The 15,274-nt window shown below is 42.4% G+C and carries 11 protein-coding genes and 1 pseudogene; 8 read left to right on the forward strand and 4 right to left on the reverse strand.

Annotated features, from left to right (window positions below; all coding sequences use genetic code 11):
* Positions 1 to 82 precede the first annotated feature (82 nt).
* The 4 genes from A0O21_RS02525 to A0O21_RS02540 all read right to left on the reverse strand — a co-directional run bounded on the left by A0O21_RS02525 (position 83) and on the right by A0O21_RS02540 (position 3,625).
* Positions 83 to 733 (reverse strand): amino acid ABC transporter permease, encoded by a 651-nt coding sequence (locus A0O21_RS02525; RefSeq protein ID WP_067060744.1) that lies wholly within the window; start codon positions 731 to 733, stop codon positions 83 to 85.
* A gap of 85 nt (positions 734 to 818) precedes the next feature.
* Entirely contained in the window at positions 819 to 1,520 is a 702-nt protein-coding gene (locus tag A0O21_RS02530; protein WP_067060747.1) for an amino acid ABC transporter permease, read from the reverse strand.
* Between the two features lie 519 nt (positions 1,521 to 2,039).
* Entirely contained in the window at positions 2,040 to 2,849 is an 810-nt protein-coding gene (locus A0O21_RS02535) for a transporter substrate-binding domain-containing protein (protein ID WP_067060750.1), read from the reverse strand.
* Positions 2,850 to 2,860: 11 nt separating this feature from the next.
* A complete protein-coding gene (locus A0O21_RS02540) occupies positions 2,861 to 3,625 on the reverse strand; it encodes an amino acid ABC transporter ATP-binding protein (RefSeq protein WP_067060753.1) in 765 nt (254 codons plus the stop codon).
* Between the two features lie 363 nt (positions 3,626 to 3,988).
* Here A0O21_RS02540 and yycF point away from each other — a divergent pair, with 363 nt between their 5' ends.
* The 8 genes and pseudogenes from yycF to ftsY form a co-directional block, all read left to right on the forward strand.
* Positions 3,989 to 4,699, forward strand: coding sequence for a response regulator YycF (gene yycF / locus A0O21_RS02545; protein WP_067060758.1), 711 nt, complete (start codon positions 3,989 to 3,991; stop codon positions 4,697 to 4,699).
* Positions 4,692 to 6,044 carry a cell wall metabolism sensor histidine kinase VicK gene (gene vicK, locus A0O21_RS02550; protein ID WP_067060760.1) on the forward strand — a complete coding sequence of 451 codons (1,353 nt, stop codon included), beginning with the start codon at positions 4,692 to 4,694 and terminating at the stop codon, positions 6,042 to 6,044. The genes yycF and vicK overlap by 8 nt, the downstream gene beginning before the upstream one ends.
* A 2-nt stretch (positions 6,045 to 6,046) precedes the next feature.
* Positions 6,047 to 6,856 (forward strand): MBL fold metallo-hydrolase, encoded by an 810-nt coding sequence (locus tag A0O21_RS02555; protein WP_067060763.1) that lies wholly within the window; start codon positions 6,047 to 6,049, stop codon positions 6,854 to 6,856.
* An 826-nt stretch (positions 6,857 to 7,682) separates the two neighbouring features.
* Positions 7,683 to 8,369: a ribonuclease III gene (rnc, locus tag A0O21_RS02560; RefSeq protein WP_067060766.1), complete on the forward strand. Its 687-nt coding sequence runs from the start codon at positions 7,683 to 7,685 to the stop codon at positions 8,367 to 8,369.
* Positions 8,370 to 8,376: 7 nt separating this feature from the next.
* Positions 8,377 to 11,916, forward strand: a complete 3,540-nt coding sequence (smc, locus tag A0O21_RS02565; RefSeq protein WP_067060768.1) for a chromosome segregation protein SMC — start codon at positions 8,377 to 8,379, stop codon at positions 11,914 to 11,916.
* Between the two features lie 138 nt (positions 11,917 to 12,054).
* A complete protein-coding gene (locus A0O21_RS02570) occupies positions 12,055 to 12,852 on the forward strand; it encodes a Cof-type HAD-IIB family hydrolase (protein WP_067065069.1) in 798 nt (265 codons plus the stop codon).
* A 3-nt stretch (positions 12,853 to 12,855) separates the two neighbouring features.
* Entirely contained in the window at positions 12,856 to 13,677 is an 822-nt protein-coding gene (locus A0O21_RS02575; RefSeq protein WP_067060771.1) for a Cof-type HAD-IIB family hydrolase, read from the forward strand.
* Between the two features lie 398 nt (positions 13,678 to 14,075).
* Positions 14,076 to 15,206 (forward strand): annotated as a pseudogene (gene ftsY, locus A0O21_RS02580) (signal recognition particle-docking protein FtsY); the annotation flags it as partial.
* Positions 15,207 to 15,274: the final 68 nt, after the last annotated feature.

Here is a 15,274-nt window from a genome sequence, read left to right on the forward strand (position 1 = left end):
TTTCAAAAAAATCACAGCTACCCGTTAAAGTAGCCATGATTGAGATATGATGTTTATATATTTTTCCTTTGCTGTTATAAATTTACTCGGCTGCTTGTTCCCATCTTTTTGCTAAGCGTCTGGAAAAAGCAGAGATAGTAAAGTTAATGATAAAATAGATTCCTGCTATCAAGGCGTACAGGGTAAAGACTTGGCTGGCCTCGAAGTAGCGTCCCATTAGGATTTGACTTTTTCCGAAAAGTTCCTGAATGGCAATAACAGAATACAGAAGTGATGTATCCTTAATGACCGTCACGAATTGAGAAATAATGGCAGGCAGCATTTTTCGGAAGGCTTGAGGAAAGATAATATAGACGAAAACCTGAAAATTTGTCATGCCTTGGGACAAGCCAGCTTCAGTCTGTCCGTTATCAACACCGTTTAAGCCGCCTCGGATAATTTCTGCCAGAGCAACGGAGGTGAATACGGTAAATGCAGTGATTCCGGCAGGTGTTGATTTAATCTGAAACACTAAGAAGATGATAAAAATCCAAAGAAGGTTAGGAACATTGCGCACAAACTCAATATATACACTGGAAATCAGGCGCAGCAGCCTATTTTTTCCATTTCGCATAACCGCCAGAAGCGTTCCAATAAGGGTTGAGAGCACAATAGAAATAAAGGAAATATAAAGAGTCAGTCCTAAACCTTGGAGAATAAAATTCAAATTAGTTTGTGTTAAAACTGATGACATAGATAGAATCTCCTTACAATCAGGCTATAAAAGCGTCTAAACAAAGGGCATGGAGTGCACTGTCATTTTGCGGACACTTTTTAAATTACAGTGAATATGATTTCTTGTTTTCTTCTTCCATTCGGCGAGCCCAAGTTGCGAGTGGGAAACACATAATAAAATAAAGAAATGCGGCACCGGCAAAAGCAGGGACATAGTTGGTTGTGTCATAGGCCCAAGCCTTGGATACAAACATGATATCGGCTCCGGAAATAATAGCCACGGTTGATGTGTTTTTTATCAGGTTAACCACTTGATTAGTCATCGGCGGCAGGATAGTTCGGACAGCCTGCGGTAAAATGATCAAGCTCATGGTTTGACTGTAGGTGAAGCCTTGAGAAAGTGCAGCTTCTGTCTGTCCGCGCGGGACAGCTTCGATACCTGAACGGATCACTTCAGAAATATAGGCACCGTGATAGATCCCGACACAGAGAACAGCTGTGAAAAAGGTTGAAATCATAATCGCACCGCCGCTGATGATTGCAAGACCATAGTAGACAAACACAAACTGGACAAGAAGCGGGGTGTTTTGAAAAACTTCAACATAGACACGGGCAATGGCCTTGAATATTTTATTTTTAGATGAGCTCATAGCTCCAAAAATAATGCCTAACATTAAAGCCAGCAGCAGGGCGGCAGCAGACATCCCCAATGTATAGAAGAAGCCCTTGATAAACTCTCCAAAATGAGCAAAGAAATCACTCCAGCGTGATAAAGCAAACGGACTGCTTGTTGTTAATATAACCACATGACCCTCCTTTAACAAGATACAAAGGCCGTATAAAAATCCGTATGAAAATAGGGGATGGCAAGTGATGCTTGCATCACGCTGACAGCCATCTGTTTCACTAGGATTTTAGGCCGTGTTCAATTCATAAGATACAAAGGCCGTTAAAACGCAAAAGGAAAATAGGCGGTAAGTCCCGAAATCTTTGATTTCGCAGACGCACCTCTGCCAGAACGACTAGAAGGCTGCGGTCGGCCGCTAGGACGACAAAGCTTTCAGACGTTTACGGCTGCCGAACTGTGAAATCAGTCTATATTTGACCATGCTTTTTCCCGCAGCGTTTGAGGCCTAATTTAATCGTCGGGGTTATTCGTTTACAGCTTAAAACTAAACCAGGAAATTTAAGTTGAAATGAATTTTAGAAAAAGGCCGGCTCGTTAGCGGCCGCTGCCTTTTTGGGATAAGAAGCGCTCTTAGATAAAAGCTATTTCTGCGGTATGTAAACAGCTGAGAAAAGGTTTTATTTTTGGAAGCACTGTTCTATTCAGCCCTTGCAGGGGTCAAATCATATTTATCATAGATTTGCTGGAGACTTCCGTCTTTGTTCCACTGACTGAGCAGATTATTGATATAATCAATGACACCGGTATTTGATTTTTTAGTAGCAATGCCATATTCTTGTGTGTTAAACCCTTCTTTGAGGATTTCTGTCTTCTTGCTGACATAACCTGTAAGAATAGATTTGTCAACGGAAAAAGCATCAATACGTGTTGCATAAAGCGAGATAGCCAGTTCAGGGAAGCTCCCCAGCTGCACGTACTTAAAGGTCAGATTGTGTTCTTTGGCATAAAGTTCCAAGTTTGCTTTTGTTGTCGCACCTTGTGACACGCCGATAGTCAAGCCGTCTAAATCATCGATAGTTTTGATCTGGCTCGATTTTCTGACCAAAAAGCCAATTTCATCATAGTAATACGGATTTGAAATGCTGTAATTGGCCTGCCGTTCTTCTGTAATAGTATAGGTCGCGATTAAAATGTCAATCTGTCCGTTATCCATGAGCGGCTCACGAGTTTGAGTTGTGACAGGTACATACTCGACTTTAACCCCCAGCTCTGCAGCAATTTTTTTGGCGATGTCGATTTCCATACCCTCATACTTACCTGTATCAGCACTGTAATAACCGAAGTTAGGAACATCTTGTTTGACGCCTACCCTCAGGACACCGGCATCTTTAATTTTTTGAATTTGTTCTGACTGACTGGCAGCAGCAGCATCTTTCTGTCCAATAAACAGGAGGGCAATAATGAGCAGAAAAGCAGCTAAACTTGTCAGAAAAGGTCTTAATTTCATAGTGCCCCTCCCTATTTCACTGATACACGTTCGCTGGTATGATTGATAATTTTACTTAGGAACTGTTTAGCTCGCGGTTCTGTTGGATTATCAAAGAAACCTTGAACATCGGTAGTATCAACTAAAATTTCTCCATCAGCCATAAAAATGATACGATCGGCAACTTCTCTGGCGAATCCCATTTCGTGTGTAACAACAATCATGTTCATGCCTTCTTTTGCCAGATTTTGCATAACCGCAAGAACATCACCGATTGTTTCGGGATCAAGTGCTGAAGTTGGCTCGTCAAAAAGCAGAAGTTCGGGGTTCATAGCCAGACCGCGGGCGATGGCAATCCGCTGTTTTTGTCCTCCGGAAAGCATCCCAGGAAAGGAATCTTTACGATCCCACATATTAACATAAGTCAGATATTGTTCAGCAATAGCTTCCGCCTCCTGCTGAGATTTTCCCAGAACTTTGGTCAGAGCTAAAGTAACATTTTCTAACACTGTTTTATGAGGATAGAGGTTGAAGTGCTGGAAAACCATCCCAACTTCCTTACGAAGCTGCACTAAATCTTTAGCAGAAGCATTAGCCACATCATGCCCGTTAACAGTCAGTGTTCCGCTGTCAATAGACTCCAGAGCATTCATTGTCCGAATGAGTGTTGATTTCCCTGAACCAGAAGGTCCAAGCAGAACAACAACCTGTCCAGCTTCAATTTCTAAGTTGATATGGCGCAGAGCATGATATTTCCCATAATATTTCTCAACATTTTTATATTCAATAAGGGCCATATAATCCTCCTTTTATCATTGTGAGATTTTCTGACATCTGAAAACAGTTTACCACAGATAGGCTTTTGTGTCAATTATCAGAAGAACAGAATGTTAATTTTTGTAAGGCTTTTTGAGAAAATGTTCAGATAAATCCTTTTTCTGCAGTCAGGTTGGCGGCCTTTCATTGGCAGAAATTACTGGGCTGGTTTTTTAGCGGAAACTTGTCATAATTTGCTCTCTGCCTTTACATACCTAATGTTTTAAAATAGTTGCTTTTTTTGCTATAATTAAAAAGTGTATGGTTTTTAGTAAAAACATACTCAGACCATGCCCCAACGATGGCCGTTGGGAATGGCTAAATAAACCTGAAGAGGTGTACAAATGAAGAAAATTCTTATCGTAGATGACGAGAAGCCAATTTCTGATATTATTAAGTTTAATTTGGCTAAGGAAGGTTATGATACAGTGACGGCCTTTGATGGCCGTGAAGCACTGGAAAAGTATGGGGAAGAAAGTCCGGATTTGATTATTCTCGATTTAATGCTGCCTGAACTGGATGGCTTAGAAGTTGCTAAAGAAGTGCGTAAGACCAGTCACATTCCGATTATTATGCTCTCTGCCAAAGACAGTGAATTTGATAAGGTTATCGGTCTTGAAATCGGCGCGGATGACTATGTCACCAAGCCTTTCTCAAACCGCGAACTTCTGGCTAGGGTTAAGGCCCATTTACGCAGAACAGAAAACATTGAAACGGCGGTTGCGGAAGAGAACGCATCAACTGAAATGCCAGAAATTACTATTGGTGAGCTGCAGATTTTACCAGACGCCTTTGTTGCTCTGAAACGCGGCACAGAAGTGGAACTGACTCACCGTGAGTTTGAATTGCTGCATCATTTAGCAACACATATCGGTCAAGTCATGACACGTGAACATTTACTTGAGACGGTTTGGGGCTATGATTATTTTGGTGATGTCAGAACAGTCGATGTGACTGTGAGGCGTTTGCGTGAGAAAATTGAGGACACACCCAGCCGGCCGGAGTATATTTTGACCAGACGGGGTGTCGGATATTATATGAAGTCTTATGAATAATAATATCGTAGGAAATTTAAATACTTTTGAATTTGCTATCCTGCTTCTGCTTGTTTTTGTGGCATTTTATTTTATTCATCTGGCTATCCGGGATTTTCGCTTCTCTAAAAATATCCGCATGCTTAGTGATAAGGTCAGAGACTTAATCACCGGTAACTACACCGGTGATATTAAGGTCTCTGGAGATGCAGATATGAGAGATTTGGCTGAGCATCTCAATGATTTGTCCAAAGTTTTTCAGCTGACTCATGAAAATTTAGCCCAAGAAAAAAATCGCTTAGCCAGTATTCTGGCTTATATGACTGATGGGGTGCTGGCAACAGACCGAACCGGGCAAATTATAATGATTAATGAAATGGCGCAGAAGCAGCTGAATTTAAGCCGTGATGAAGCCCTTCAGCTGAATATTGTAGATATTTTAGGGCAGGACAGTCCCTATAATTACAGCGACTTGGTATCAAAGACACCGGAGATTGTTTTAAATCAGCGCAATGAGTACGATGAATTTATAACGCTGCGTATCCGATTTGCTCTTAACCGGCGTGAAAGCGGCTTTATTTCAGGTTTGGTTGCTGTTTTACATGACACAACAGAACAGGAAAAGGAGGAGCGTGAGCGTCGGCTGTTTGTTTCCAATGTCAGCCATGAGCTGAGAACTCCTCTGACTTCAGTAAAATCTTATTTGGAGGCGCTGGATGAAGGAGCGCTGAAAGAGGATATTGCGCCCAGCTTTATCAAGGTTTCTCTGGATGAAACCAATCGGATGATACGGATGATTTCGGACTTGCTCAATTTATCCAGAATCGATAATCAGGTCACGCAGTTAGACATTGAAATGATTAATTTTACTGCTTATATGACCTCTGTTTTAGACCGATTTGACCACATTAAGAATCAGGAGAGTTTTGGCGGAAAATATTATGAAATTGTCAGAGACTATCCTGCTGTGCCTATTTGGATTGAAATCGATACAGACAAGATGACACAGGTGCTGGACAATATTATCAACAATGCCATAAAATATTCTCCGGACGGAGCCAATATCACCGTCAGTATGAAAACGACAGATACACAGCTGATTATTTCTGTCGCTGATGAAGGCCTGGGAATTCCTAAAAAAGATCTGCCTCTGATTTTTGACCGCTTTTACCGAGTAGATAAAGCAAGGAGCCGAGCTCAGGGAGGGACAGGCCTGGGGTTGGCTATTGCCAAGGAAATTGTTAAGCAGCATCAGGGATTTATTTGGGCTAAAAGTGATTATGGCAAAGGGTCGACCTTTACCATTGTTTTACCATATGAAAAGTCTGCTAATATTTATGAAGAATGGGAGGAAGACGGCGACTGATTATGTCAGAAAGCGGATTTAAATACAGTATCTTAGCTTCAGGCTCGAGCGGCAATAGTTTTTATCTTGAAACAGACAAAAAACGTCTTTTAGTTGATGCCGGTCTAACCGGCAAAAAGATAAGCAGCCTATTGGCAGAAATTGACCGAAAACCGGAAGACCTTGATGCTATTCTGATTACACATGAACATTCGGACCACATAAAAGGTGTGGGGGTCTTGGCTCGTAAGTATCATTTGGATATTTATGCCAATGAGAAGACCTGGCAAGTAATAGATGAACATCAGATGATTGGTCAGATCAATCAGGAACAAAAACATATTTTTAAACGCGGAAGTCTGATGACATTTGCCGACCTTGACGTTGAAAGCTTCGGTGTCAGTCACGATGCGGCTGAACCCCAGTTTTACCGTTTTATGAAAGATAATAAAAGCTTTGTAATGCTGACGGATACAGGCTATGTCAGTGATCGGCTGGCGGGATTGATTGAAAATGCAGATGCCTACCTGATTGAATCCAATCATGATATTGAAATTCTTCGGTCAGGCTCTTACCCATGGCGGCTTAAGCAGCGTATTCTTTCAGATAAAGGTCATTTGTCCAATGATGATGGAGCTCAAGCTATGATTAGAACAATCGGCAGAAGGACACAGAAGATTTATCTGGGCCATCTGAGCAAAGAAAACAATATCAAAGAATTAGCGCATATGACGATGGAAAACAGTCTGTTATCAGCTGATTTGGGGGCAGGTACTGACTTTAAGGTTTTTGATACTTCGCCTGATACCGCTACTCCTTTGACTAAAATTTAGGAATCGGTAGACTGCTGATGGCAAAAAATCTCAAAGTCAGAGATTCTTTAAATCGCTTTTTGCTTAATTTTATTTATTGAATGACAAGTGGTAGGACAGGGTGAAAACAGCTTTTATTTGCAGGTTTTTGTCTGTCTCCCTTTTTTTATTAATTTTTGCTATAATGAATAGGACTGTTAAGTCATTAAAATACTTAAAAAAGAAGATACAGCAGCTGATGCCAGAAACAGTAGCTGTAGAGGCGGTTTGTAACATTTTACAGTTTTTCAGTGCTTGCTGAAGTTTTGAAGGTATTGAGCAAAAGAAAGTTAGATGTGTTCTTCATCACTGCTGTTTTTCAAACACTTTCCAAACAGCTTTTGTATCTTGTGAATTGAACACGGCCTAAACGCTGCGGGAAAAAGATGTCCTGACTTAGAATCTGGCGATTCGTCAGTCAGTCCCCTATTTTCCTTTTGCGTTTTTCACGGCCTTTGTATCTTGTTAATTGAACACGGGCTAAACGCTGCGGGAAAAAGATGGTCAAGTGCACAATTGATTTCACAGTTAGGCAGCCGTAAACGTCTGAAGGCTTTGTCGTCCTAACGGCCGCCCGCACCCTTCTAGTCGTTCTGGCAGGGGTGCGTCTGCGAAATCAGAGATTTCGGACTTACCGTCATTTTCCTTTTGCGTTTTTCACGGCCTTTGTATCTTGTTAATTGAACACGGCCTAAGAGCTATGCAAAAAAGACAGCCTGTTCTAGAGCCTTGAGGCTCTTCGTCCAGTCTCCTATTTTTGCTGTGAGCTTTATACGGCCTTTGTATCTTGTTGTTAAAGGAGAGGTTTATGCAGGAGTTGGAACGTCAGTTGCTTGCTGATTTTAATATTTGTTTTAGTGATTCAAGTCTGTTGGAAACGGCTTTTACTCATACGTCTTATGCAAATGAGCACCGTCTCCTAAACATTTCACACAATGAACGTTTGGAATTTTTAGGAGACGCGGTTCTGCAGCTGCTGATTTCACAGTATCTATTCAGCAGATACCCTAAAAAAGCAGAAGGTGAGCTGTCTAAAAGGCGTTCAATGATTGTTCGTGAAGAAAGTCTGGCGGGTTTTTCCCGTCAATGCGGCTTTGAGCGGTTTGTCAAGCTGGGAAAAGGTGAGGAAAAATCAGGCGGCCGGAACCGTGATACAATTCTAGGAGACCTTTTTGAAGCATTTCTAGGCGCTCTTTTTTTGGATCAGGGCTTGGAGACTGTCAGCACTTTTTTGGATCAGGTGATGATTCCGCAAGTTGAAAAAGGGAATTTCGAGCGTGTTAAGGACTACAAGACAGGGCTTCAGGAACTCCTGCAGACTCAAGGAGATGTTCTGATTGATTATCGAGTTGTTGCTGAGTCGGGTCCTGCGCACAATAAGTGTTTTGAAGTAGCCATTTTTGTTAATGAGAAAGAAATCAGCCGTGGCAGCGGCAAATCAAAAAAATTAGCCGAGCAGGCTGCTGCTAAAGAAGCTTTGAATCGATTCCAGTGAGGAAGAAATGTTTTTAAAAGAGATTGAAATGCAGGGGTTTAAATCCTTTGCCAATAAAACAAAGATTACCTTTGATAAAGGGGTGACAGCTGTGGTTGGCCCCAATGGTTCCGGCAAAAGCAATATCACTGAAAGTCTGAGGTGGGCATTAGGGGAATCCAGTGCTAAAAGTTTGCGGGGCGGTAAGATGCCGGATGTTATTTTTGCAGGGACTGAAAACCGCAAGGCGCTCAACTATGCTCAGGTAGCGGTTGTTTTGGATAACAGTGATGGTTTTATCAAAGGTGCAAAGGATGAAATCCGTGTTGAACGCCATATTTACCGCAGCGGTGACAGTGATTATTTGATTGACGGACGCAAGGTACGTTTGCGTGATATCCATGATTTATTTATGGATACTGGTCTGGGTCGGGATTCGTTTTCGATTATATCTCAAGGCCGTGTTGAAGCTATATTTAACAGTAAACCTGAGGAGAGGCGGGCTATTTTTGAAGAAGCTGCCGGTGTTTTAAAATATAAAACACGTAAAAAAGAAACACAAGGCAAACTCAGCCAGACTCAAGACAACTTAGACCGTTTGACTGATATTATTTATGAGTTGGATACACAGATTAAACCGCTTGAAAAACAGGCTCAGACCGCTAAAAGATTTTTAGAGCTTGAAGAAGAACGTAAGCAGCTTCATCTGGATATTCTCATTGAAGATATTGACAGCGATAAACTTCATCTGGATCAGAATACCCGTGAACTGGAAGGGGTTAAAAAAGAACTGTCCATTTATTATCAGCAGCGGCAGAATTTAGAAAAGGACAATCAAAACCTGAAAAAACAACGCCAGACTGTCTCAGAAGAAATGTCCAAGAAACAGTCCGGTTTGGTTGATATCACTCGCTTAATAGCTGATACTGAGCGGCGAATTGACTTGTTCAACTTAGAATCCAGTCAGAAATTGGAACGCCGTCAGGAAGCAGATCAGCGCTTAAAAACGCTTAATGCAGAAGCTGATTCCTTAAAAATAAATATAGCTGATAAGGAAAAACATTTGCAGGAGCTGTCAGAAAAACTCGTTTCGCTGGCTGATGAGATTGCAAGATTGGAAGCTGAAGCAAAACGATTCTCGTCGGATCCGGATCAAATGCTGGAAAACTTGCGAGAAGGCTATGTGCGGCTGATGCAGCAAGAAGCAGATACATCCAATAACCTGACGACTGTCCAAGCCGAAATAGACAGTCACAAGCAGCTTTCGGAATCTCAGGCCGAAGAAATGCAGCAGCTTGAGGAAGAAATAGAAGCAGTTGGAGAGGAAGTCAAAAAGGCTCTATCAACTGCTGCTGAGGCTAAGCGGACACTTAAGGAACTGCTGGAGAACTATCGCAGCTTAAATCAGGAGCTTCAGGAAGATGAAGCTGTCTATAAAGATGCGCAAGAAAAGATGTTTGTTCAGGCTGACTCACTTAAGACCAAGCAAGCACGGCAGGACAGTTTAGAGGCTATTTTAAAAAATCACAGTCATTTTTATGCAGGAGTCAGGGCTGTTTTACAGGCTTCAGAAAAGCTAGGCGGCATTATTGGTGCTGTTAGTGATCATTTAAATTTTTCACACGATTACCAGACCGCGTTTGAGATTGTCCTAGGGGGCAGCAGCCAGCACATTATTGTGGCTGATGAGGGGGCGGCAAAGCGCGCGATTGCCTATTTGAAGCAGCATAGACAGGGAAGAGCCACCTTTTTGCCTTTAACCACTATTAAACCCCGAGAGCTGTCGCAGCAGAATCTATCTAAATTGGCCTCTTGTCAGGGATTTTTGGGGTTGGCCAGTGATTTAGCGACTTTTGCACCGAATTTAGAAAAGATTTTTAAAAATCTTTTAGGTCTGACGGCTCTTTTTGATACTGTTGATAATGCTAACCGGGCAGCCCGTCTCCTCAAATATCAGGTTCGTTTGGTGACACTTGATGGGACAGAGATACGTCCGGGAGGATCATTTTCCGGCGGCAGCAGCCGTCACAACCAGACAAGCTTTGTTAAACCCGAGCTGGAACATTTGAAAGCTGAAATAGCAACTGAAAAAATAAAACAGCAGCAGCAAGAAAAAAAGGTTGATGAATTAAGACAGGCTCTCTCCGAAAAGGAAAAAAGGCTGAATCACATAAAAGCAGAAGGTGAAACAGCCCGTCTGGCTGAACAAAAAGCAGAGCTTGAATACCGTCAGCTGTCAGAACGGTTCGGCGATTTGCAGGATGTTTATCAAGGTCTGCAGGCTAAGAGCACAGATCAAAGAGCAGAAGATCTAAAAGCCGAAAAAAGAAAGCTTGAAGAGCTTTTAAATGACATAGCTGAGCAAAAAGAAAAAATAAATACAGAAATTGAACAAATTAAAGAAAATAAGGGCGCTCTCAATCAAAAAGCAGATAAGCTGGCCAATAAGCTGGCTCAGGCTCGGCTGGATGAACGGGAACTCCAAAGTGAAAAAAAGTTTGAGGAGTCTGATAAAAAACGGTTAGAAGCCAGTCTGGCAGAGACCGCAGCTAATATTGATGAACTAAAAACTGTTTTAAATGAGCAGTTAGCTTCATCTTCTGATCAAGAGCTGCCTAAGCTGCAGGAGCAGTTGGCAGAAGCCAAAGCAAGAAAAGAGGAAGATGAGAAGCGTCTGGTACAGCTGCGCTTCGAACTGGAAGACTGTGAAGCCCAACTTGATGAACTCGCATTACGGTCCCAAGAGACAAACCAGCAAAATGAACGGCTTATTCGCAAACAGGCTCAGTATGAAGCTGAGGCCGAGCAAATTTCAGAGCGGCTGAGAACTTTTGCCCGCAGTCTGGCTGAGGACTACCAGATGACTCTGGATGAAGCCAGAACGAAAGCAAAAGCCATTGAAGACAGTAAGCTGGCACGACAAAAACTGCAGACATTGCGCCGGCAGATAAAGGCTTTGGGTCCTGTTAATATTGATGCTATTGAGCAGTATGATGAGGTTAATGAACGCCTGCTTTTTCTAAACAGTCAAAAGGATGATTTGGTACGGGCAAAAAATCTTTTGCTTGAGACCATCCATGATATGGACGATGAAGTAAAAACACGTTTTAAAGCCACTTTTGCTGCTATTCGCGACAGCTTCAAAGAGACATTTCAGCAAATGTTTGGAGGAGGCTCCAGTGACCTCATTTTAACTGAAGGTGATCTTCTGACAGCAGGTATTGAAATTTCTGTTCAGCCGCCAGGCAAAAAGATTCAGTCGCTTAATCTAATGAGCGGCGGAGAAAAAGCTCTCTCTGCTTTGGCACTGTTATTTGCCATTATCCGTGTTAGAACTATTCCCTTTGTTATCCTTGATGAGGTTGAGGCTGCTTTAGATGAAGCTAATGTAAAACGTTTCGGCGATTACCTCAACCGCTTTGACAAGTCCAGTCAGTTTATCGTTGTCACCCACCGCAAAGGAACCATGGCAGCAGCCGACAGCATTTATGGTGTGACAATGCAGGAATCGGGAGTATCAAAAATTGTTTCTGTTAAACTAAAAGAGGCTGAGGAAATGCTGGATTAAAGGTGAGTTTATTCAAAAAGCATTTCGGGCTGCAGCTGTATAAAAACAGCTATTAGCTGATTGGAAGATGGAATTTTTGGATTGAATAGAGAAAGCAAACTATTTTTGCTACAATAAAGAGGGATAATGAGGTTAAGTATGATAAAATTAGTGGCAACAGATCTGGATGGGACCTTTTTAGCCCCAGATGGCAGTTTTGACCGGCAAAGATTAGCCAACCTGCTGGATAAATTCCAAGAGCAGGAGATAGTGTTTGTTGCTGCCAGCGGCCGCTCACTTATCACTTTGGAAAAATTATTTGCAGCTTATACAGACAGAATCGCTTTTATTGCAGATAATGGCAGCTTGGTAAAAGCAAGTGGTGAACTTCTCTTTGAGGCCAGTATCAGTCCGCAGCAATATCAGGAGATTGCTGCTCTTTTGTCACAAAGTCCTTATATGTCATCCTATGACTTTTTGCTTTCCGGGCGGCAGGGCGCTTATCTGCATACCGAAGCCAGCAGTGACTATTACTCTTTTATCAGCCGCTATTATGATAATATCCAGTATGTTTCTGATTTTTCAGCTGTTTCAGATACTATTTTGAAGCTGACTGCTAATTTTTCAGAAAAAACACTTAAAGAGGGAGAAGCCTGGTTTAATAAGCAAGTTGATTATGCTCGTGCAGTGACGACTGGCTTTAGCTCTGTTGACATTATTCTCAAAAATATCAATAAGCGGGTCGGACTCGAGCACCTTTGCAGAAAGTACGGGATAGCCTCTTCACAGGTATTGGCTTTCGGAGATAATTTAAATGACTTTGAAATGCTGTCTTTTGCCGGAACAGCTGTTGCAACTGGCAATGCAAGATCTGAAATTAAAGATTTGGCCGATGCTGTTATCGGCTCTTGTGCAGACGGTGCCGTGCTGGATTATATGGAAAGAATGGTTAGGTAAACGATGACAAAGATTAAATTATTGGCCCTTGATTTGGATGGTACTCTTTATAACAGTCAGAAGCAGGTTTCAGATGAAAATAAAGCTGCTTTAAAAGCTGCCCGGTCAAAAGGGGTTAAGGTCGTTATTACAACCGGCCGGCCCTTAAAAGCAATCGGCAATTTATTGGAAGAACTTGATTTGTCAGGTGCCGAAAATTACAGTATTACTTTTAACGGCGGTCTTGTACAGCGCAATACCGGTGAAATTCTGGATAAGAGTGAACTGAGCCGCCAGCATTTAGAAGCTATCTATGATGTCTTTGAACCCTTAGGTCTGCCGCTGGATGTTTTGAGCGACGGAACGGTCTACAGTATTTCCAGCAAGGGGAACCACTCGCTGTATCATAAGGCCAACCCGCTCTTGACCTTTATCGAAGTAGCTAATCTGGCTGCTGTTCCTGATAATATTGTCTATAATAAGGTGGTCAGCGTGATTGACGCTGCTTACCTAGATCGGCAAATTCAGAAGCTGCCGGCTGATTTTTACAAGGAATTTGAAGTTTTTAAATCGCGGGATATCATCCTTGAGGTTATGCCCAAAGGCGTTCATAAGGCCATAGGTTTGGAACGTTTGACCAAGTATTTAGGGCTGGAGAGCCGGCAGGTGATGGCGGTAGGTGATGAAGAAAATGATTTATCTATGCTTTCCTGGGCTGGCTTAGGTGTCGCTATGGCTAATGGCACAAAGGCCGCTAAAGACATTGCTGACACTGTTACCGTACGTACTAATGACCAAGCAGGGGTAGCCGAAGCGATTGACCATTATATTTTAAGCGAGGATTAGTGATGGGATTATTTGACCGTTTATTTGGAAGTAGAAACAAAAAAGAAGAAGATAGTCAGAACCCAGCTGAGTCTGGTGATAAACAGCAGGAAGAGACTGTCCCTGAATCTGCTGATACAGCTGACAAGTCTGGAGAAGCAGCGCCTTTTTCTTCGGATGCAGAAGCCCAGCCAGCTGATACTGACAGACCAAAGCAGGCTGAGAATATCCCTGAAGAGTACTTATATCAGGGGAGAGAAGCAGAGGGCTTGACTGAAACTTCTCCAGAAAAGCAGCAGCCTCAGCTGTCTGCAAATGATGCAGCAGAGAAAGAACAGGAAAGCTATGGAACTGAAGAAGCAGAGGATAAGCTAAGCCAAGCAGAACTGGCCAATCAGGAGATCTCCGATGATTCCGCCGATGATGAGGCGAACCAAGCGGCTGCGGACTTTATGGCTAATTATTATGCCCAAAAGAAAGCTATTGAAAAAGCAATAGCTGATGGTACCTATGTTAAGCCGCAAAAGGAGAAGCAATCCGACAGCAGACAGGAAGATGTTCCATCAGAACAGCCAACAGCAGCCGAGGAATCTTCTGAAAGCAAGGTATCTGAGGAACAGGCGGAAACAAAAGAAGAAAAGTATAACCGCAGCCTTAAGAAAACCCGTACAGGTTTCAGCGCTCGTCTCAATGCTTTTTTAGCTAATTTTCGACGCGTGGACGAAGACTTCTTTGAAGAATTAGAAGAAGTCCTTATTCTTTCAGATGTAGGGGTTAATGTTGCTTCGACCTTATCGGAGGAACTGCGCTATGAAGCAAGATTGGAAAACGCTAAAAAGCCTGAGGATCTCAAGCGGGTAATCATTGAAAAGCTTGTGGATATTTACGAAAAAGATGATGTTTACAATGAGAAACTTAATTTTCAGGAAGATCTGACAGTTATGCTTTTCGTCGGTGTTAATGGTGTCGGGAAAACAACCTCTATCGGGAAGCTCGCCTACCGTTATAAACAAGAAGGCAAAAAGGTGATGATGGTAGCAGCAGATACATTTAGGGCTGGTGCCGTTGCTCAGCTGGTTGAGTGGGGCAGGCGCGTGGACGTTCCTGTTATTACCGGAGCAGAGAAAGCTGATCCGGCCTCTGTTGTTTACGACGGTGTTGAAAGGGCTGTTGCTGAAGATGTTGATGTCTTATTAATTGACACGGCAGGGCGTCTGCAAAATAAAGATAATTTGATGGCAGAACTTGAAAAAATCGGCCGAATCATTAAGCGTGTGCTGCCCGATGCTCCCCACGAGACCCTTCTGGCCCTGGATGCTTCAACGGGCCAAAATGCTCTTAGTCAGGCAAAAGAATTTTCAAAAATCCTGCCACTGACAGGTTTGATTTTGACAAAAATTGACGGAACTGCCAAAGGCGGTGTTGTTTTGGCTATCCGTCAGGAATTGGATATTCCTGTTAAGTTATTGGGCTTTGGAGAAAAAATTGACGATATCGGTGAATTTAACTCGGAAGACTTTATGAGAGGTCTTTTAGAAGGTATCTTTTAATCACATCAAATCTAAAAAAACTGGCGGGATCTGTGTCCCGCCTGTTTTTTTAGATTATGCAGCTAATT

Source organism: Streptococcus pantholopis (assembly GCF_001642085.1).
GTDB classification, from domain to species: domain Bacteria; phylum Bacillota; class Bacilli; order Lactobacillales; family Streptococcaceae; genus Streptococcus; species Streptococcus pantholopis.